At 68.6% G+C, this 17,942-nt stretch carries 18 protein-coding genes and 1 riboswitch; of the genes, 11 read left to right on the top strand and 7 right to left on the bottom strand.

The features are described 5' to 3' along the window. Positions 1-67 precede the first annotated feature (67 nt). Positions 68-1,528: an exodeoxyribonuclease VII large subunit gene (gene xseA, locus LY44_RS05445; RefSeq protein ID WP_055209743.1), complete on the top strand. Its 1,461-nt coding sequence runs from the start codon at positions 68-70 to the stop codon at positions 1,526-1,528. 111 nt (positions 1,529-1,639) lie between these two features. On the opposite strand, the gene LY44_RS05440 is transcribed toward xseA, so the two are convergent. Both LY44_RS05440 and LY44_RS05435 read right to left on the bottom strand, forming a co-directional pair. Then, positions 1,640-2,050, bottom strand: coding sequence for a hypothetical protein (locus LY44_RS05440; protein ID WP_055209742.1), 411 nt, complete (start codon positions 2,048-2,050; stop codon positions 1,640-1,642). 68 nt (positions 2,051-2,118) lie between these two features. Beyond that, positions 2,119-3,465, bottom strand: coding sequence for an alkane 1-monooxygenase (locus tag LY44_RS05435; protein WP_065118365.1), 1,347 nt, complete (start codon positions 3,463-3,465; stop codon positions 2,119-2,121). 352 nt (positions 3,466-3,817) lie between these two features. Here LY44_RS05435 and ftsY point away from each other — a divergent pair, with 352 nt between their 5' ends. The 3 genes from ftsY (at position 3,818) to LY44_RS05420 (ending at position 6,458) form a co-directional block, all read left to right on the top strand. Next, complete coding sequence (ftsY, locus tag LY44_RS05430) at positions 3,818-5,176, top strand: signal recognition particle-docking protein FtsY (protein WP_055209741.1); 1,359 nt, start codon at positions 3,818-3,820, stop codon at positions 5,174-5,176. Between the two features lie 287 nt (positions 5,177-5,463). After that, positions 5,464-6,078, top strand: coding sequence for an inner membrane-spanning protein YciB (locus tag LY44_RS05425; RefSeq protein WP_055209740.1), 615 nt, complete (start codon positions 5,464-5,466; stop codon positions 6,076-6,078). A 131-nt stretch (positions 6,079-6,209) separates the two neighbouring features. Continuing rightward, a complete protein-coding gene (locus tag LY44_RS05420) occupies positions 6,210-6,458 on the top strand; it encodes a hypothetical protein (protein WP_055209739.1) in 249 nt (82 codons plus the stop codon). A 4-nt stretch (positions 6,459-6,462) separates the two neighbouring features. Here LY44_RS05420 and rlmJ read toward each other — a convergent pair whose 3' ends face one another. Together rlmJ and LY44_RS05405 are read right to left on the bottom strand one after the other, a co-directional pair. After that, the gene (gene rlmJ, locus LY44_RS05415) at positions 6,463-7,260 is read right to left on the bottom strand and encodes a 23S rRNA (adenine(2030)-N(6))-methyltransferase RlmJ (RefSeq protein ID WP_055209738.1); all 798 of its coding nucleotides are present in this window, start codon (positions 7,258-7,260) and stop codon (positions 6,463-6,465) included. Between the two features lie 482 nt (positions 7,261-7,742). Further along, positions 7,743-7,946: a DUF1127 domain-containing protein gene (locus LY44_RS05405; RefSeq protein WP_055209736.1), complete on the bottom strand. Its 204-nt coding sequence runs from the start codon at positions 7,944-7,946 to the stop codon at positions 7,743-7,745. Between the two features lie 303 nt (positions 7,947-8,249). On the opposite strand from LY44_RS05405, the gene LY44_RS05400 reads away from it, so the two are divergent. From LY44_RS05400 to LY44_RS05370, 7 genes are all read left to right on the top strand, one after another. After that, positions 8,250-9,314 (top strand): Mrp/NBP35 family ATP-binding protein, encoded by a 1,065-nt coding sequence (locus LY44_RS05400; protein ID WP_055209735.1) that lies wholly within the window; start codon positions 8,250-8,252, stop codon positions 9,312-9,314. A 619-nt stretch (positions 9,315-9,933) separates the two neighbouring features. After that, positions 9,934-10,521 (top strand): division/cell wall cluster transcriptional repressor MraZ, encoded by a 588-nt coding sequence (gene mraZ / locus LY44_RS05395; protein WP_223230673.1) that lies wholly within the window; start codon positions 9,934-9,936, stop codon positions 10,519-10,521. Position 10,522: 1 nt separating this feature from the next. Beyond that, entirely contained in the window at positions 10,523-11,539 is a 1,017-nt protein-coding gene (gene rsmH, locus LY44_RS05390) for a 16S rRNA (cytosine(1402)-N(4))-methyltransferase RsmH (protein WP_055209734.1), read from the top strand. Continuing rightward, positions 11,536-11,934 carry a cell division protein FtsL gene (gene ftsL, locus LY44_RS05385; protein WP_055209733.1) on the top strand — a complete coding sequence of 133 codons (399 nt, stop codon included), beginning with the start codon at positions 11,536-11,538 and terminating at the stop codon, positions 11,932-11,934. Before rsmH ends, ftsL begins: the two co-directional genes overlap by 4 nt. Further along, the gene (locus tag LY44_RS05380; protein WP_055209732.1) at positions 11,931-13,730 is read left to right on the top strand and encodes a peptidoglycan D,D-transpeptidase FtsI family protein; all 1,800 of its coding nucleotides are present in this window, start codon (positions 11,931-11,933) and stop codon (positions 13,728-13,730) included. The genes ftsL and LY44_RS05380 overlap by 4 nt, the downstream gene beginning before the upstream one ends. 168 nt (positions 13,731-13,898) lie before the next feature. Beyond that, the gene (locus LY44_RS05375) at positions 13,899-15,110 is read left to right on the top strand and encodes a GTP-binding protein (RefSeq protein ID WP_055209731.1); all 1,212 of its coding nucleotides are present in this window, start codon (positions 13,899-13,901) and stop codon (positions 15,108-15,110) included. Further along, positions 15,107-15,358 carry a DUF6525 family protein gene (locus LY44_RS05370; protein ID WP_055209730.1) on the top strand — a complete coding sequence of 84 codons (252 nt, stop codon included), beginning with the start codon at positions 15,107-15,109 and terminating at the stop codon, positions 15,356-15,358. Before LY44_RS05375 ends, LY44_RS05370 begins: the two co-directional genes overlap by 4 nt. Here the strand turns inward: LY44_RS05370 and LY44_RS05365 are convergent. From LY44_RS05365 to exbB, 3 genes are read right to left on the bottom strand one after another with little or no spacing between them, the layout of a single operon-like run. Then, on the bottom strand, positions 15,342-16,154 hold the full coding sequence (locus tag LY44_RS05365) for an energy transducer TonB family protein (RefSeq protein WP_055209729.1): 813 nt from the start codon (positions 16,152-16,154) through the stop codon (positions 15,342-15,344). The two genes, LY44_RS05370 and LY44_RS05365, sit on opposite strands and share 17 nt — an antisense overlap. Further along, positions 16,151-16,570, bottom strand: a complete 420-nt coding sequence (gene exbD / locus LY44_RS05360) for a TonB system transport protein ExbD (RefSeq protein WP_055209728.1) — start codon at positions 16,568-16,570, stop codon at positions 16,151-16,153. Before exbD ends, LY44_RS05365 begins: the two co-directional genes overlap by 4 nt. After that, a complete protein-coding gene (gene exbB / locus LY44_RS05355) occupies positions 16,570-17,358 on the bottom strand; it encodes a tonB-system energizer ExbB (protein WP_055209727.1) in 789 nt (262 codons plus the stop codon). Before exbB ends, exbD begins: the two co-directional genes overlap by 1 nt. Positions 17,359-17,700: 342 nt before the next feature. Then, a riboswitch (cobalamin riboswitch) is annotated at positions 17,701-17,895 on the bottom strand. Between the last annotated feature and the right edge of the window lie 47 nt (positions 17,896-17,942).

Here is a 17,942-nt window from a genome sequence, read left to right as displayed (position 1 = left end):
GCCGCAATGGCCCTTGGCCTCGGCTTTCGCGCCTTCTAAGGTTTCGCGACACATCAGGCAAGGCAACATGGACATCCTGGACGACGGCCCCGAGGCTTCGAAAACCGGCCCCTCCGGCAATACCCCCGAATTCACCGTCTCGGAAATCTCGGGCGCGGTGAAGCGGGTGATCGAGGGCGAATTCACCCGCGTGCGCGTGCGCGGCGAGGTCGGGCGGGTCAGCCGTCCCGGCTCGGGGCATCTTTATTTCGATCTCAAGGACCCGAATGCCGTCATCGCCGCGGTCAGCTGGAAGGGGCAGGTGGCGCGGATGCAGATCCGCCCCGAGGAGGGGATGGAGGTCATCGCCACCGGCAAGCTGACCACCTTTCCGGGGCAGTCGAAATATCAGCTGATCGTTGACGATGTCGAACCCGCGGGGGCGGGGGCCTTGATGGCGATGCTGGAGGCGCGGCGCAAGGCGCTGGCGGCCGAGGGGCTTTTCGATCCCGCGCGCAAGAAGCCGATCCCCTGGCTGCCCGCGGTGATCGGGGTGGTCACCTCGCCTTCGGGGGCGGTGATCCGCGACATCCTGCACCGGCTGCGCGACCGCTTTCCGCGCCGGGTGCTGATCTGGCCCGTCGCGGTGCAGGGCCAGGCCTGCGCGCCCGAGGTGGCCGCCGCGATCCGCGGCTTCAACGCGCTGGTGCCGGGGGGCAAGGTGCCGCGGCCCGATCTGATCATCGTCGCGCGCGGCGGCGGCTCGCTCGAGGATCTGTGGGGCTTCAACGAGGAAGCGGTCGTGCGGGCGGCGGCGGAGAGCCGGATCCCGCTGATTTCCGCGGTGGGGCATGAAACCGACACGACGCTGATCGATTTTGCCGCGGATCGGCGCGCGCCCACGCCGACGGCGGCGGCGGAAATGGCGGTGCCGGTGCGGGCGGAACTGGCCACACGGCTTGCCGAGATGCAGGCCCGGATCAGCCGCGCGACCCAGACCCGGATGGCCAGCCGGGCGCAGCGTCTCGCCGATCTCTCCCGCGCGCTCGGCCGCCCCGAGGCGATCACCCGGCCGCGGCGGCAGCGCTTCGATCTGGTGGCCGACCGGCTCTTGCCCGCGCTGCGGATGGTCGTCGTGCGCAAGCGCGCGGCCTTTGCGCCGCTGGAAGCCCGGATCTCGCCGCGGCTGTTGCAGACCTATCTGCGGGTCGAACGCGACCGGCTGGCGGGGCTCTCCGACCGGCTGGGCCGTGCAGAGCAGGCCCGGCTGACCCGGGCGCAGGACCGGTTCGCCCGGCTTGCGGCGATGCTGCAGACGCTCGGCTATCAGGAGACGCTGCGGCGCGGCTATGCGGTGGTGCGCGGCCCGGCCGATCAGGTGCTGACCTCGGCCGCCACCGCGGCAGGGCTGGCGCCGCTGGAGATCGAGTTTCAGGATGGTCGTTTGCGGGTCAGCCCCGCCGACGCGCCGCCTGCGCCCGCCCCGAAACCGGCGGCCAAACCGCGAAAAGCCGCGAAACCCCCGCCCGATCAGGGCTCGCTGTTCTGAGCGGCTTTCCCGGGACGACCCGGCGAAAGGGCGTATTTGATCCAAGAAAAAGCCGATGTTTTTTCTTGGCTCAAATACGCTCTTGCCGAGGGCGGGGCCGGGCGCGGCCTGTCAGACCCCGACCTCCGGGCCGGGGCAGTTGAGCGGCGAGGCGCTGGTGTCGAGCGAGACGAGGGGCGCGCCGTCGCGCTTGCCTTCGAACCAGGCGACGAGCGCCTCGCCCTGCAGATGGAAGGTCCAGCATTGCAGGCCCACATCGGCATTGTGGTAATCGAAGCAGATCTGCTCGCCCTGCTGGAACCAGTCGCCTTCCTCGCAATCGCCCGCCGCAAATGCCCAGACGACCTTGCGGCCGGGGCGGTATTCCTCGATGCCGTAGGTCGTGTCGCCCGCGGAATAGGTGATCGTCTTGCCCAGCGTCAGCGCATCGAACTGCGCGGCGGTGAGCGGCGGGCCGATGTCCTCGGCCGGCGCGGCCAGCGGGGTGAGGGCGAGGGCAAGCGAAACGAGAACTGGGCGCATCGGGGTCTCCCTTTGCGCCCAGCTTGCCGTATCGGGGCAGGCGTGGGAAGCCACGCCTGCGTGATCTTTCAGGCCTCGGCCTTTTCCCGTTCTGCCGCGGTCGCGGGGGCCGGGGCGGCGGGGGCAACGCTGACCTCCGGCGCGGGGGCTTCGGCCGGTTCGGCGTCGGTCAGGACCAAAGGCCCGGTGTCGTCGGTCGGCGCGGTGGTCGGCGCGGCGGCGGGCGCCGGGGCCTGTTTCGGCTTCGGCTCGCTGTAGACGCTTTCGCCTTTGCGCACGGCCAGAACGCGGTGATCCATCAGCTTGGCGAATTGCGACGGCACCAGCGCCAGCATCGCCATCACCGGCAGGCTGTGGGGCAGGATCGGGCGGCCCGGCGCTTTCAGATCGCCCAGTTGCAGCGCCGGATAGGGGCGCGCGGGATGGGCGTGGTGATCGGAATGGCGCGGCGCGTTCAGCATCATCAGCGCCGAGCCGGTCTCGATCGCGTCCCAGCTGTGCGCGGCACTCACCGGTTCGTATTCGCCCGGCGCGGTTTCCTGCCGCACAAGGCCGTAATGCTGCACGTAATCCGACAGCATCAGCTGCGCCTGGGTCAGCGCGCAGAGAAACAGGAAGCTGGCAAACCCGGCCGAGCCGAACAGAAGCCCGGCGCCGATCACGAACCACAGCCCGCCCAGAACATAGGTGGCATAGGGGTTGATGCGGTTGAGCCGTTCCTTGAGCGTCGGCTTGCCCGGATTGGCCTTCACCCGCGCGTCGATGATCGCCTTTTCCCTGGCGTAGCCCGCCTTGAAGGATTCCGACCAGCTGCGCGAGGCATAATTCCAGTAGCTTTCGCCCAGCGTCGCCGTGGCCGGATCGGCGGGCGTCGCGACCGAGACATGGTGCACCAGCCGATGCGCCGAGACATGGTGGCCATAGAGCAGCGAGATATAGACCCACTTGCCCAGGTTGAACAATTTCCGGTCGGCGCGGTGGATCAGCTCATGCGCATTGGCGTTCGAGACCTGCCCGAACCAGAGCGCGGCGGCGATCATCAGGCCAAGCGTGCCCATCGTCGAGATGCCCGCAAAGCCCGCCAGCGAGGCGACGACGATCGGCAAGAGCACGAAATGGGTGATGGCGAGCGCCGAGGACAGCTTGTCGGCCTTCGGGAAGGCCGCGCCCTCGGGGGCGTCGGGGGCGGGCTTGGGCGCGCGGCGGTCGAGCACGAAGATGCCGACCGTGATCCAGGCGATGGCCAGCCAGGAGAAGACGCCTCCGAACAGCGCGCCCAGGAAGATCAGCGGCACGGGGATGAAGGCGAAGAGAGCGAAAGTGTCGACTTCGGGGGTTTCGCGGCCGATCTTGCGCAGGCTGCGCAGGGCGACCATGAGTTTCGCGAAGGACAGTTCAGCGGGCTTTTCAGTCATGATGCGGTTTACTCCGGCATGAGATGGCTCCGACTTGAGCGCGCACTTTAGACGGCTTTGCGGAAACCGCAGGGCGACGACTTGCCGCAAGGCCGGATTTTCGCGCAAACGCCCGCAGGCAGGCGGATTTTGCGCGCCTCGAGCGCGGATCGGCGGGCGCTGTGGCGATGCGCCGCCTTTGCCGGGCGGGGGCTGGAGGCGGAAATCCGCCCGCCGGACCGGGGGCCGCGCCGCCCGCGCGGCCGGGCGAGTCGCGCTTTGGCCTTGCCGCGCGGGGGAAAGGCGCCGATCCGGGCTTCTCCCTTCCCTCTTGCCCCCCGATCCGGTAGGGATTTGCAAAACGGAGGCTCCGATGTCGTTCTTCAACAAGCTGAAGTCCCGGCTGACCCGCTCGTCCTCGAAGATCGAGGAAGGGCTTGACGCGATCATCGCCGAGGCCCCGGACACCACGCCGGAGGCGGAAACCGGGGCTGTGGCCGCACCCGAGGCGATGCCCGAGCCGGTGGCGGAGCCGGAGCCTGTGGCCGTGGTCGCGCCGGAGCCCGAACCGGTGGCGGAGCCGGAGCCTGTGGCCGTGGTCGCGCCGGAGCCCGAACCGGTGGCGGAGCCGGAGCCTGTGGTCGCAGTCGAGCCGGAGCCCGAACCCGCGGCGGAACCTGAACCGGAGCCCGCGGCGGAGCCGGAGCCTGCCAAACGCGGCTTCTTCGGGCGGCTGCTGGGGCGTGGCGGCGCGACGCCCGACCCGGAGCCCGAACCCGAGGCAGAACCCGAGCCCGAACTCGAGGCGGCCGCCGCGCCGGAACCGGAGCCCGCGCCTGCGGGGGCGGGGCGTCCGGGGCTGCTTGGCCGTCTGGTCAGCCGTCCCGACGTGCCGCGCCGGGTGCTGGATGATGCGATGCTGGAAAGCATCGAGGATCTGCTGATCGGTGCCGACATGGGCGTGGATACGGCGCTTCGGGTGACGGCGAACCTGGCCGAGGGGCGGATGGGGCGCAAGCTTTCGGTGCCGGAACTCAAGGACATCCTGGCCGCCGAAGTGGCGCGGATCATGGAGCCGGTGGCGCGGCCGATGCCGCTTTATGCGCGCCGCCCGCAGGTGGTGCTGGTGGTGGGCGTGAACGGCTCGGGCAAGACGACGACGATCGGCAAGCTGGCGTCGCAGTTCCGCGCCGCCGGAAAGTCGGTGATCATCGCCGCGGGCGACACGTTCCGCGCCGCGGCGGTCGAGCAGCTCAAGGTCTGGGGCACCCGCGCCGGGGTGCCGGTGATGACCGCGCCCGAGGGCTCGGACCCGGCCTCGCTGGCCTTTGACGCGCTGACGCGGGCGAAGGCCGAGGGGGTGGATCTGTTGATGATCGACACCGCCGGGCGGTTGCAGAACCGCACCGACCTGATGGAGGAGCTGGCGAAGATCGTGCGGGTGATCCGCAAGATCGACGACTCGGCGCCGCATAACACGCTTCTGGTGCTGGATGCGACGACCGGGCAGAATGCGCTGATGCAGGTCGAGGTGTTCCGCAAGATTTCCGACGTCTCTGGGCTGGTGATGACGAAGCTGGACGGCACCGCGAAGGGCGGCGTGCTGGTGGCCTTGGCCGACAAGTTCGGCCTGCCGATCCATGCGATCGGCTTGGGCGAGCAGATCGACGACCTCTCGCCCTTCGATCCCGAGGAATTCGCCGCTGCGCTGGTGGGGATCGAACAGGGCTGAGCGCGGGGGAGACGGGGGGCGGTTGCGCCTTCGTTGGGCGGGCAAGCCCGCCGCGCCTCAGGCGCTTCGGGGGGCGCTGCCCCCCGCTTTGCGCTGCCGCGCAAACCCCCCGGCGTTTCGCCCAAGGAAAAACGGGGTATTCTGCGGCTTGCAGGACACAATCCCGTCAGGAATCCGCGCCGGACGACGAAAACCCCTGTCCTTGCGCCCATCCTTGCCTATTTATCGGGCGCGGGTCGCCCGATGGGAGAGGTGCCCGGAGCGCGGGCAGCCGCGGAGGGGGAGAGATGGCAGAACGCAAACCGATACCGCCGGGGCTGAAGCTCGCGCTTGATTTCGGGCCGCTGGTGGTTTTCTTCGCAGCGTTCTTCCTGCTGCGCGACTATCCGCTGACGCTGGGCGGCGAGACCTATGGCGGTTTCGTTCTGGCCACGGCGGTCTTCGTGCCGGTGCTGATCGTCTCGATGGCGGTGCTGTGGCGGCTTTCGGGCCATCTGGCGCCGATGCAGGTGGCGACGCTGGTGCTGGTCACCGTCTTCGGCGGGCTTTCGGTCTGGTTCAACGATCCGCGCTTCTTCAAGATGAAGCCGACGCTGATCTATCTGCTTTTCGCGGCGCTGCTGGGCTTTGGCTTGGTCCGCGGCAAGCCGTGGTTGCAGCTGGTGATGGAAGGCGCGATCCCGATGCGCGCCGAGGGCTGGACGATCCTGACCCGGCGGCTGGTGGTGTTCTTCCTGTTTCTCGCCCTCGCCAACGAGGTGATCTGGCGCAATTTCTCGGATGCGACCTGGGTCAATTTCAAGACCTTCGGGCTGACCATCCTGCTGATGGGCTTCTTCGTGGCGCAAAGCCGCCTCTTTGCCCGCTTCGCCCCCGAGGAGGGCGGCAAGCCCGAAAGCTGAGCCGGGCAAAATAGGCGCAACTTTAGCCGGTCGGGGAATTGCCGCAATCCTGCCGCGTTTCGGCAGGAGCCTGTTCGGGCACGGCCGGATCGCCCGGCCGCGCTGAACCGCCTCGGCAACAGGAGCCAGACATGTCCACCGTCACCGCCAATGCCTCCGAAACCTCCTCTGAAGTCGGCTTTCACAACGAACCGCTGGCGCTTTTGCTGGTCGTGCTCTTCGGCCCGGTGGGGCTGCTTTACACCTCGGTCCGCGGCGGGGCGGCGCTGATCCTGGTGGCGCTGGTGGGCGCGATCTTCACCATGGGCGTCGCGCCGCTTCTGGTCTGGCCGGTCTGCATTCTCTGGGTGCTGGCGGCCGGGATGATGCGCCGCTACTGAGCCCTCAAAGCTTCGCGAAGCGGCGCCCGATCCGCGCCGCTTCCTCGGCCAGGCCCCAGGGCGGGTTCAGCACGACCATGCCTGAGCCCACCATCCCGTGGCCCTCGCGCGCTGGCGGGAACCGCACCTCGGACAAAAGCGCCTCGGGGTGATCGGCCATCACGGCGCGCACCATCGCGCGCTGCGCCGGGGCCACCGCCACTTGGGGCGCCAGGATCGGATACCAGAGCGCGATGACGCCGACATTCCACTTGCGCGCCACTTGGCCCACAAGCTTCGGCACGGTCTCGTAATCCGATTTCACCTCCCACGAGGGATCGATCAGCAGAACCCCGCGCCGCGGCGTCGGCGGGCACATCGCCAAGGCCATCTGCAGCCCGTCCTTTTGATGGAAGATCCCGCCATGCGCCGCCATCGCCGCCTTCAGCGCGGCGAATTCCTGCGGGTGCAGCTCGCACAGCTGCAGCGAATCCACCGGCCGCAGCAGCGTCGCCGCCAGAAGCGGCGAGCCCGGATAGGCGGCGCGGCCGTGATCCTTGCGCACCGCGGCCAGCGCCCGGCTGTAGGGGTGATCGGCGCCAAACCAGCGCTCGGCCTCGGCGCGCGCGATCCCCGCCGCCGCCTCGCCCGTCTTCGCCGCCTCGGCCCCGTCAAGCGCATAAAGCCCGCGCCCGGCATGGGTCTCCATGTAAGTGAGCGGCTTGTCCTTGCGCGTCATGTAGTCAAGCAGCGCCGCCAGCAGCGCATGCTTGTGCACATCGGCCAGATTTCCGGCGTGATAGGCATGTTGATAAGACAGCATCGCGTCCTCCCTTTCCCGCCTTCCTGACCCGGTCTCGGCCCCTCTGCAAGGGGCTGCTTTTTCTTGGTGCAACTACGCCGGGGGGAGCGCGTCAGCGCCGGGGGGCAGGGCCCCCCGCCTTCGGGCGGCCCAAAAGAAAACGGCGGCGCTCAGGGAGGAGGAGAGAGCGCCGCCGTGCTAACCTCGGCCCAGGGAGGAGGAGAGGGCCTCGGGTATTCCGGTGCCACCCGGGAGGAGGTGGGCAGCACCATTCCGCCGCCCGGGGAGGAGGAGAGGGCGGGCAGGATCAGGTCGAAGACCGGCGGCCTCTGGGAGGAGGACGAGGCCGCCGTCTTCTATCGAAGCCCCAGGGAGGAGGAGAGGGGCTTGATCCGGTTTCCGGCAGATGGGGCCGGTATGGGGTGGCGGCATCCTCAGGGAGGAGGAGAGAGGATGCCGCCGATCTCCGAGACCCAGGGAGGAGGAGAGGGTCTCCGGAAGTCTTATTTGCCGTAGGCCGCTTCCAGCGCGATGCGGGTCAGCATCGAGCGGTGCATGCCGAGATCGTTCAGCTCGCGGTTCGACAGCGAGCGCAATTCCGCCAGCGTCTGGCGATAGACCTTGCGCCGCGCCAAGGCCTCGCGGATCGAGGCCACAAGGCTGGAAAAACCGCTCTCGGTCGTCCGGATGTCGCTGACCAGTGCCATCGGTCGTGTTCTTTCGTTCGTGTCGTCTTGGGGTTTAGCTTCGGACCGTCCGGCTGTCGCTGTGGTGCACCGTCGCTGTTGGGGCTAACATGGCCCGATTGCTGCGGCTGCACAATGGGCGGCGGGGGCAATGCTGCCTTGCGGAAAATGCATAACGGATTCTGACCTGAATCCGCCTCCAAACTGGATTAATTCCACATTGGGCCGCGCAAATATCGTGCAAATCTTGCCTGGCCCGGGGGCGCCCCCTTGCAGCCCGCGGCAAATGCGCCACAGTCCCCGGCAAATCGACAGGAGAGAGCCATGACGCTTACGAAGGAATCGGTGCTGGAGGCGCTGCGCAAGACCGCCTTGCCGGGGGGCGGGGATGCGGTCGGTCGCAATCTGGTGCATGCGCTGGCGGTCGAATCGGGGGTTGTGCGCTTCGTGCTGGAGGGCGCGCCCGAGGCGGAGCTGCTGGCGCTGCGGCCGATTCTGGAAACCGCGGTGCGGGCGCTGCCAGGGGTGAAAAGCCTGTCGGTGGTGATCCCGGCCGGGCCGTCGAAAACGCCGGGCGGCGGGGTGAAGATCGGCGGCCACGCCAAGCCGCAGGATGGCCCCCTGCCGGTTCCGGGCGTGGCGCATGTGATCGCGGTGGGCTCGGGCAAGGGAGGGGTGGGCAAATCCACTGTCGCCTCGAACCTGGCCGTGGCTTTGGCGCGGGCGGGCAAAAGGGTGGGGCTGCTCGATGCCGATCTTTACGGGCCGAGCCAGCCGCGGATGATGGGGACGACGGAAAAGCCCGCCTCGCCCGACGGGCAGACGATCCTGCCGGTGCGCGCGCATGGGGTGGTGCTGATGTCGCTCGGGCTGATGCTGCGCGAGGACGAGGCGGTGATCTGGCGCGGCCCGATGCTGATGGGGGCGCTGCAACAGATGCTGGGTCAGGTGAAATGGGACCATTTCGGGCCGCTCGATGTGCTGGTGATCGACCTGCCGCCGGGCACCGGGGATATTCAGCTCAGCCTGTGCCAGAAGACGGTGCTGGACGGGGCGGTGATCGTGTCCACGCCGCAGGACATCGCGCTGCTGGATGCGAAAAAGGCGCTCGACATGTTTTCGAAGCTGAAGCTGCCGGTGCTGGGGCTGATCGAGAACATGTCGACCTATGTCTGCCCGAATTGCGGCCATGAGGCGCATCTCTTCGGTCATGGCGGGGTGGAGCACGAGGCGGCGCGGCTGGGCCTGCCGTTTCTTGGTGCCCTGCCGCTGGCGCTTGAAGTGCGCGAGGCGGGGGATGCGGGCCGTCCCGTGGCCCTGGGCACGGGCGCGGCGGCCGAGGCCTATGCGGCGATCGCGGCGCAGCTGATCGCGGCGGGCGTGGCCTGATTTCGCCGCGCTCGCGCGCGGCGACCCGGGCGGGGGCTCCGCCCCCGCACCCCCCGAGGTATTTTAAGCAAGATGAAAGGGCAGTCGCAGGGCTGCCCTTTGGCGTTGCGGAGTTTGGGGTCTTGGGTGGGAAATCATGGGACGGATTGGGCGGGCGGGCGTCGCCGCCCGAATCACTTGCCCGTGTTTGGCCGTGATCGAGGCGTTCTTCGGGGCTGGCGCCCGGGATTTCACGGGTTTTGGCCGGTTGCGCGGGAATTTGCCCCACCGGACGGGATGGCGGATCTGTCACAGAGGTGTTGCCTAGATCTTGTGGTTGATCTGGATCAACCCCGCTACAGCTTTGCCTTTGCTGCAAAAGTTATCCACAAGTTGTTGAGTTTTCATCGCTTTCCGGGCAACGGGTCAGGCAGGAATTCCATCGCTTCCCAAAATATCCCTTGAAATCCCACCCCGGACCATGGCATCACTGCCTCACGGAAGACGGGCAAGAGGCAGCAAGACCTCAACGGCGCAAAGACCGAAGTTTCATACAGGCACCCGCTTCACGAAAGAGAGATCCGGCGCGCGAGCGAGCAGACATCCCCCAGGTGGCGCGCGCAGACCGGACAGCCCAGGAATGGGACGAGGGCGGCGGATCGAGCAGTGGCAGCAGCTCGGTCCGCCGTTTTCCTTCAAGACCACCACGGGGACGCGGACAGGAGTTGCCGCCTTGGCGGGCATGTTCATCGGCGAATACACCTTCAAGGTGGACAGCAAGGGTCGCGTGTCGATCCCCGCGCTGTTTCGTCGTGAGCTCGAAGAGGGCGATCCCGAAGCCGCCGTGACGAAGCGCCCGCGTCTGGTCATCGTCTACGGCGCCGACACCCAGAAAATGCTGCAGGTTCATTCCTTTGCGGGCTTCCAGAAGCTCGCTGCCGCGATCAACGCGCGCCCCTACAGCGACCCGAGCCGGGCGATCCTGCAACGCTTCGTGCTGAACAAGGCGCATCCGACCGAGATCGATCCCGATGGCCGTCTGGTCCTGCCCGCGCAGCTGCGCGAGCGGTTTCAGTTGACCGGCGACGCCTATTTCGCCGGCATGGGCGAGACCTTCGAGATCTGGAACCCCGAAACCTTCGCCGCCGTCGATCAGGCGCGGCTGGAAAAACTGATGGCCGAGATGGGCGAAGATTTCGACCCGCTCAGCCTGCTCAACGGGGGCTGAGATGGACCGACCCGACACCCCGCACATTCCCGTTCTGCTGCGACCGCTCCTTCAGGCGGTCGCGCCTGTCTTGGGGACATGGCTTGACGGCACCTTCGGCGCGGGCGGCTATGCGCGCGGCCTGCTGGCGGCGGGGGCCGGGCGGGTGATCGGCATCGACCGCGATCCGCTGGCCTTCGAGATGGCGGCGCCCTGGCGGGGCGCGCATGGCGAGCGGCTGGTGCTGGTCGAGAACACCTTTTCCAATCTGGATGCCGTCGCCGCCGAGCTTGTGCCCGAGGGGCTGGACGGGGTGGTTCTGGATCTTGGCGTCTCCTCGATGCAGCTGGATCAGGCCGAGCGCGGCTTTTCTTTCCTGCGTGACGGGCCGCTCGACATGCGGATGTCGCAATCCGGCCCCTCGGCCGCCGATCTGGTGAACGAGGTCGACGAGGGGGCGCTGGCCGACATCCTTTATCATTACGGCGAGGAACGCGCCTCGCGCCGGATCGCGCGGGCCATCGTCGAGGCCCGCAAGGCCGCGCCTTACGAGAGCACGAAGCAGCTGGTGGCGACGATCGAGCGCTGCCTGCCGCGGCCGAAACCGGGGCAGAGCCACCCCGCCACGCGCAGCTTTCAGGCGCTGCGCATCGCGGTGAACGACGAATTCGGCCAGCTGATCGCGGGGCTTGAAGCCGCCGAACGGGCGCTGAAGCCGGGCGGCAAGCTGGCTGTCGTCACCTTCCATTCGCTCGAAGACCGGGTGGTGAAGCGGTTCTTTCTGGCGCGTTCGGGCCGGGCGCCCGGCGGCTCGCGCTATGCGCCCGAGACCGCCCCCGAGGCGGCGGCTTTCGATCTTGTGACCCGCAAGGGGGTGGGGCCGGACGAAATCGAGCTTGCACAGAACCCGCGGGCACGCTCTGCTATATTGCGTGTCGGTGCGCGCACCGATTCCCCCGCCGGTAGAGCTGATCGCGCCAGCCTTGGCCTGCCGGCCCCCCTTTTCGAAACCGACCGCAGCCGGGGCCGCCCCAGATGAAGACCATCTCGTATATCCTTGTTTCTCTTTGTGTTCTGGGTCTTGCCTTCTGGGCTTATCACGTCAATTACGCGACCCAGGACCGCGAACAGGAACTGCGCGCGCTCAATGCCGAGATCGCCGATCTGCAGGAAGGCCTGAGCGTGCTGCGCGCCGAATGGGCCTATCTGAACCGTCCCGAGCGGCTGCGCGAGCTGGTGAACCTGAATTTCGGCGCGCTTGGCCTGTTGCCGATGACCCCCGATCAGTTCGGCACCGCCGCGATGGTCGCCTATCCCGCGCCCGAGGGCTCCGATCCGCTGTCGATCGATCAGGCCGTCGCGCAGGCGATCGAAGTTTCGGCGCCGCCGACCGATGACGAAACCTCCCGCATCGCCGAAGAGGAGGCGCAATGAGCCCGCGCACGCCGCTGCGCCCGCTGGCGCGGATCCTGGACGCCCGCGCCCGCGGCGAAAACCCCGACCTGATCGAACGCGCCAATATCCGCGCCCGCGGCGAGGCGGGGCGGGAAGCCGCGCGCGCCCGCGTCGCCTGGCGGATCGGGCTGGTGATCGGCATCTTCTGCGTCTGTTTCGGTGCGGTGGGCGTGCGGATGGGCACGCTGGCCGCCTCGACCCCCGAAGAGCCGCAGCGCGCCGACACCGCCCCTGCGATCCTGGCGCAGCGCGCCGACATCACCGACCGCGAGGGCCGGGTGCTGGCGACGAACCTGGTCACGCATGCGCTTTACGCGCAGCCGCCGATGATGGTCGATCCGGTCGGCACGGCGAAGAAACTGGCGAAGATCTTCCCCGATCTGGATGCGAAACGGCTGGCCGCCGATTTCACCGGCCCGCGCAAATTCGTCTGGATCAAGAAGAAGATCTCGCCCGAGCAGCTGCAGCAGGTGCATGACATCGGCGAGCCGGGCCTGCTGTTCGGCCCGCGCGAGATGCGGCTTTACCCGAACGGGCGGCTGGCGGCGCATGTTCTGGGCGGCGCGCGCTTTGGCAACGAGGGCGTGGACAGCGCCGAGATCATCGGCACGGCGGGGGTCGAAAAGGCCTTTGACGGCTGGCTGCGCGATCCCGACAACAACGGCGCGCCGCTGAAGCTTTCGATCGATCTGACGGTGCAGCAGGCGGTCGAGGAAATCCTGGTCGGCGGCATGAAGCTGATGAATGCCAAGGGCGCCACCGCGGTGGTGATGGATGTGCACACGGGCGAGATCGTCGCGCTGGCCTCCTTGCCCGATTTCGACCCCAATGACCGCCCGTCGCCGCTGGCCAAGGGCGATGCCAGTGACAGCCCGCTTTTCAACCGGGCGGTGCAGGGGGTCTATGAGCTTGGCTCGACCTTCAAGATCTTTGCCGTGGCGCAGGCGCTGGAACTGGGGCTGGTGAGCCCGACGACGATGCTGGACACCAAATCGCCGATGGTCTGGGGCCGGTTCCGGATCCGCGATTTTCACAATTACGGCCCGGCGCTCTCGATCACCGATATCGTCGTCGAAAGCTCGAACGTCGGCACGGCGCGGATCGCGCTTCTGATCGGCGGGCAGCGGCAAAAGGAGTTTCTGGAAAGCCTGGGCTTCATGGCGCCGACGCCGGTCGAGCTGTCCGAGGCGCCCTCGGGGCGGCCGATCGTGCCCGCGAAATGGTCCGAGATCACCTCGATGACGGTGGGCTACGGCCACGGGCTGGCGGCCTCGCCGCTGCATCTGGCGGCGGCCTATGCGACGATCGCCAATGGCGGCACCAAGGTCAGGCCGACGCTGGTGCATTCGGCCAGGCATGAACGCGGGCCCCAGGTGATGTCGACCGAGGCGGCGCGCAAGTCGCTGGCGATGATGCGGGCGGTGGTGACGCGCGGCACCGCCAGCTTCGCCGATGTGAAGGGCTACGAGGTCGCGGGCAAGACCGGCACCGCCGACAAGGTGAAGCCGGGCGGCGGCTATTACGACAACAAGGTGATTGCCACCTTCGCCTCGGCCTTTCCGGCCTCGGATCCGAAATACGTGCTGGTGCTGACGCTGGACGAGCCGTCGTCCTTTGCCGCGAACCAGACCCGGCGCACGGCGGGCTGGACCGCGGTGCCGGTCGCGGCCGAGGTGATCCGCCGCATCGCGCCGATCCTGGGCCTGCGCCCGGCCGACAGCGTGCCCGAGGTGCTGGACGGGATCCAGCTGGTCAAGGCCGCGAAAGGGCATTGAGGGCAGAGCGGGGCGCTGCCCCGCACCCCGGCGTATTTGCACCAGGAAAAACACCGCAGAGAACACCGGGCCGGGGCGCAAGCTCCGGCCCTTTGCTTTGGCGGGCTTGCGGGGCGAGGCGCTTCGGGGTACTTGAGTTATAATATAACGTAACTCAAATGGACGGCCATGACCCTTTCCCCCACCGATCCCCGCCTTCCGGTCACCGTGCTTTCGGGCTTTCTGGGCGCGGGCAAGACCACGCTTTTGAACCATGTGCTGAACAACCGCGCCGGGCGTCGCGTCGCGGTGATTGTCAACGACATGTCCGAAGTGAACATCGACGCCGATCTGATCCGCGAGGGCACCGAATTGAACCGCGCCGAAGAGGCGTTGGTGGAAATGACCAACGGCTGCATCTGCTGCACGCTGCGCGACGATCTGCTCAAGGGCGTGCGGGCGCTGGCCGAGGCGGGGCGGTTCGATTATCTGCTGATCGAGGGGACGGGGGTGGCCGAGCCCTTGCCCGTCGCCACCACTTTCGATTTCCGCGACGAGCGGGGCGAGAGCCTCTCCGACATCGCGCGGCTTGACTGCATGGTGACGGTGGTCGACACGATCAACCTGACGAAGGACTTCTCCTCGAGCGATTTTCTGGCCGATCGCGGCGAGACGGCGGGGGCGGAGGATACCCGCACGCTGGTCACCCTGCTGACCGAACAGATCGAATTCGCCGATGTGGTGGTGCTGAACAAGGTGACGGATGCCGGGCCGGAACGGCTGCGGATCGCGCGGCAGATCGTCAAGGCGCTCAACCCCGATGCGCGGCTGATCGAGACCGATTTCGGCCAGGTTCCGGCCGAGGCGATCTTTGACACCGGGCTTTTCGATTTCGACCGCGCCGCGCAGCATCCGCTTTGGGCGAAAGAGCTCTATGGTTTCGCCAACCACACCCCCGAGACCGAGGAATACGGGATTTCGAGCTTCGTCTATCACGCCCGCGCGCCCTTTGATCCGGGCCGGATCGAGGCCGCTTTGGGCGGCGCGCTTCCCGGCGTGATCCGCGCCAAGGGGCATTTCTGGCTGGCGACGCGGCCCGATTGGGCGGTCGAATTCAGCCTGGCGGGGGCCTCGGCCACTGTCACGCCGCTGGGGCGCTGGTGGGCCTCGGTGCCGCCCGAGCGGCTGCCGTCGCATCCGGACGCGCAGCGCGAGATTGCGCGGCACTGGGCCGAGCCCTGGGGCGACCGGCGCCAGGAGATCGTCTTCATCGGCGTCGATCTGGACCGCGAGACGATCTGCGCGCGGTTGAATGCGGCGCTGGTTCCGGCCGAGGAGTTCACCCCCGAGGCCTGGGCCAATCTGCCCGATCCCTTCCCGCGCTGGGGGCAGGGGGCATGAGGCGCAATCTGGCGACGCCGCTGCGCCGCCGGGTCCGGTCGGACCCGATGGCGGCCTTTGACCGGCTGCCGCCGCCCGCGCGGACCTGGGCACATCAGGCCGTGCTGCCCTGGTCGGCGGCTTCGGTGGCGCGGATCTGGGCGCGGGCGCTGGCGGAAACCGGCTGCCCGCAGACGGCGCTCGACCGCCTGCATCAGGCCGAGGCGCGGACGCTGGCGCGCGAGCCGTCGCTCAGCGCGAAAACTTGACGGAAATGGAAAAGGCGTAGCTCGGCTTTGCCAGCTCCGCCGGGGCGGCGGGGAACCTCCCCGCCTTCTGCACCGCCGCCAGCGCCGCCGCATCCAGCGCCGGATGGCCCGAGGAGCGGTTCACCGCGGCCGAGATCAGCCCGCCGTCGCGGCTGACCCGCAGCGCCAGCCCGACCGAGCCCGCCGCCCGTCCCGCCGCGGCGGGATAGCTTTTGCGCCGCTCGATCCGGGTGCGGATCGTCGCGCCCCATTTCGAGAGCAGGCTTTTCGCCGTGCCCGCCGAGACCGTCGCCTGCGCATCGGCCCCGCCCGTGCCCGCCTGCGCGCCCGCCCCCGATCCCGCCGCGCGCGAGGCGGCGCGGCTTTCGCTTTGCGCGGGCGCGGGTTTCGCCTGTTTCGGCTTTTCCGCCCGCGGCTCGGGTTTCGGCTTTGGTGGCGGGGGTTTCGGTTTGTCTTCGGCGACCTTCGGCGGCGTGATCTTCGGCGGCTCGGGCGGCAAAAGCACCGGATCGGGCAGCCGCACTTCGGGAATGTCGATCACCGGCGCGGTCAGCGGCAGCGTCATTTCCGGCTCGGGCAGGGTGATCTGCGGCGCCAGATCGACGAAGGTCGCGGCGATCGCGTCAAGGCTGTCGAGATCCTCGCCGCCCGCGCCCGCCGCCACCAGCGCCGCGGGCGCGGCCTCGGTCTGCGAGAGCACGGAAACCGCGACGGCATGCAGCGCCACCGAGAGTGCCAGCCCCCACAAAAGCGCCCGGCCGGGCGCCTCGGGCGGATCGGTCAGCGCAAGGCTCACGGCGCGGCCTCCTCCAGACCGACAAGGCCGATCTTCAGATAGCCGCCCGCGCGGAGCTGGTTCAAAAGCCCCATCATCTCGCCGTAAGGCACGGATTTGTCAGCGGAAATGAAGATGCGGGTGGCCAGATCCCCCTTTGTCGCCTCGGCCAGCCTTGCGGGCAGGTCGGTCGGGCTGACCGGATCGCGGCCCAAGAGCAGCCCCTTTTCCGCGCTGAGCGAGAGCACGACCGGTTCGGGCGGGCGCGGCTGCGGTTTGCCCGAGGCCACCGGCAGATCCAGCGGCACATCGACGGTCGAGAGCGGGGCTGCGACCATGAAGATGATCAGCAGCACCAGCATCACGTCGATGAAGGGGGTGATGTTGATCGCGGCTTCGGGCGTCAGATCCTCGCCGTCGGAGAGCCGGACCGCCATTATTCCGCCACCAGATGCAGCGGCGTGACGCTGGCGGGCGCGCGCCGCGCCCGGTCCAGATCGCGCGAGAGCGTGCGTTCGACCAGCGCCGCCGCATCGGTCAGCGCGGCGCGGTAGCCGCCGACGGCGCGGGTCAGGTGGTTGTAAAGCAGCACCGCCGGGATCGCCGCGACCAGGCCGAGCGCGGTGGCCATCAGCGCCTCGGCGATGCCCGGCGCGACAACGGCGAGGTTCGACGAGCCGCTTTCGGCAATGCCGACAAAGGCGTTCATGATCCCCCAGACGGTGCCGAACAGCCCGACAAAGGGCGCGGTCGAGCCGATCGAGCCCACCGCGGTCACCCCCGATTGCATCGCCCGCGCCGCCCCGGCCTCGATCCGGGTCAGATCGATCGCGACGCGCTCCTTGACGCCTGCGTCGGGCAGCCCTTCGGAGGCGCTGATTTCCGAGGTCGCCGCCGCCTGCATCCGCGCCAGGATCCCGCCGCTCAGCGCCGCGCCAAGCGTGCCGCGCGCCGCCAGCGCCCGGTAATCGCGCGCCAGACGGCGGCGCGACAGGGTCAGCTGCACCAGCTTGCCCGCCCAGATCGCCCAGGCCAGCACCGAGGCCGCAAGCAGCCCCAGCATCACGCCCTGCACCAGAACATCGGCATGGGCGAACATCGCCAGCGGGGTCAGCGCGTCGGACCCGGCGGCGGCGCGCAGGGACTCGGCCAGCGAGGAGAGCCCGACACGGTCGAGAAACAGGATCAGCGCGTCATCGGCAGGCGCGGGAACGACAGGGGGCATGGCAGACCTCGGGGGCGTTCAGGGCGGAAAGGGGGCGGCTCGCGGAGGGCTGGCTTTGTCCCCTCCTGCGCTTGTTGAGTGAACTTGTCAAGTAATTGGCCGCGGCAAGGGCGGTGCCAGTTTCGGCTCCGCACCTGCGCGGCGGACCGCAGGCGGGGGCGGGAATGCAACGGAAGGGGCGGGGCGGCGACGGAAGGGGCGGGGCGACAGCGGCATCGGCGAACCTTGTTCGGTCGGGCGAAACCGCCCGGCGGGTGAGATGTCGCGGAAGGCCGGGGCGTTCCGCAGACGGCGGGCCACCTCTGCGGAACGGGCCGCTTCCGCGGCGCCCCTCGCGCCCCGGAAAGGGTGAGTGTCCAAGCAGGTCTCCTGGCTCGCGGGTCCTGGCTGCGTCGGCCTTCCCGGGCGGGCCCAGTGGCATGTCGACGTCGCTCGCCGCTCACAGTTGCGGGGGCAGCCGCGGTCTGGGCCCAAGGGCCGTTCCGCGTTCCCTTTCAATCCGGCCCGCAGGCCGGAACTTGGACGCGAAAAGCCAAATCCAATTCGCCCGCCGCGTCAAGCCGGAACTGCGACTTGCGGTTGCG

The organism is Rhodobacter capsulatus, assembly GCF_003254295.1.
GTDB lineage: Bacteria > Pseudomonadota > Alphaproteobacteria > Rhodobacterales > Rhodobacteraceae > Rhodobacter > Rhodobacter capsulatus.
This window is presented reverse-complemented; position numbering and strand designations above follow the sequence as displayed.

Coding starts and splice junctions, on each gene's coding strand:
- exbD (WP_055209728.1), bottom strand. CDS start 16,570: ATGGCGGTCCGGCTCTCCGACGGCGAGGATCTGACGCCCGAAGCCGCG.
- rlmJ (WP_055209738.1), bottom strand. CDS start 7,260: ATGCTGTCTTATCAACATGCCTATCACGCCGGAAATCTGGCCGATGTG.
- LY44_RS05420 (WP_055209739.1), top strand. CDS start 6,210: ATGTCCACCGTCACCGCCAATGCCTCCGAAACCTCCTCTGAAGTCGGC.
- LY44_RS05440 (WP_055209742.1), bottom strand. CDS start 2,050: ATGCGCCCAGTTCTCGTTTCGCTTGCCCTCGCCCTCACCCCGCTGGCC.
- ftsY (WP_055209741.1), top strand. CDS start 3,818: ATGTCGTTCTTCAACAAGCTGAAGTCCCGGCTGACCCGCTCGTCCTCG.
- LY44_RS05375 (WP_055209731.1), top strand. CDS start 13,899: ATGACCCTTTCCCCCACCGATCCCCGCCTTCCGGTCACCGTGCTTTCG.
- LY44_RS05425 (WP_055209740.1), top strand. CDS start 5,464: ATGGCAGAACGCAAACCGATACCGCCGGGGCTGAAGCTCGCGCTTGAT.
- LY44_RS05435 (WP_065118365.1), bottom strand. CDS start 3,465: ATGACTGAAAAGCCCGCTGAACTGTCCTTCGCGAAACTCATGGTCGCC.
- mraZ (WP_223230673.1), top strand. CDS start 9,934: ATGGGACGAGGGCGGCGGATCGAGCAGTGGCAGCAGCTCGGTCCGCCG.
- ftsL (WP_055209733.1), top strand. CDS start 11,536: ATGAAGACCATCTCGTATATCCTTGTTTCTCTTTGTGTTCTGGGTCTT.
- LY44_RS05370 (WP_055209730.1), top strand. CDS start 15,107: ATGAGGCGCAATCTGGCGACGCCGCTGCGCCGCCGGGTCCGGTCGGAC.
- rsmH (WP_055209734.1), top strand. CDS start 10,523: ATGGACCGACCCGACACCCCGCACATTCCCGTTCTGCTGCGACCGCTC.
- LY44_RS05400 (WP_055209735.1), top strand. CDS start 8,250: ATGACGCTTACGAAGGAATCGGTGCTGGAGGCGCTGCGCAAGACCGCC.
- xseA (WP_055209743.1), top strand. CDS start 68: ATGGACATCCTGGACGACGGCCCCGAGGCTTCGAAAACCGGCCCCTCC.
- LY44_RS05405 (WP_055209736.1), bottom strand. CDS start 7,946: ATGGCACTGGTCAGCGACATCCGGACGACCGAGAGCGGTTTTTCCAGC.
- exbB (WP_055209727.1), bottom strand. CDS start 17,358: ATGCCCCCTGTCGTTCCCGCGCCTGCCGATGACGCGCTGATCCTGTTT.
- LY44_RS05380 (WP_055209732.1), top strand. CDS start 11,931: ATGAGCCCGCGCACGCCGCTGCGCCCGCTGGCGCGGATCCTGGACGCC.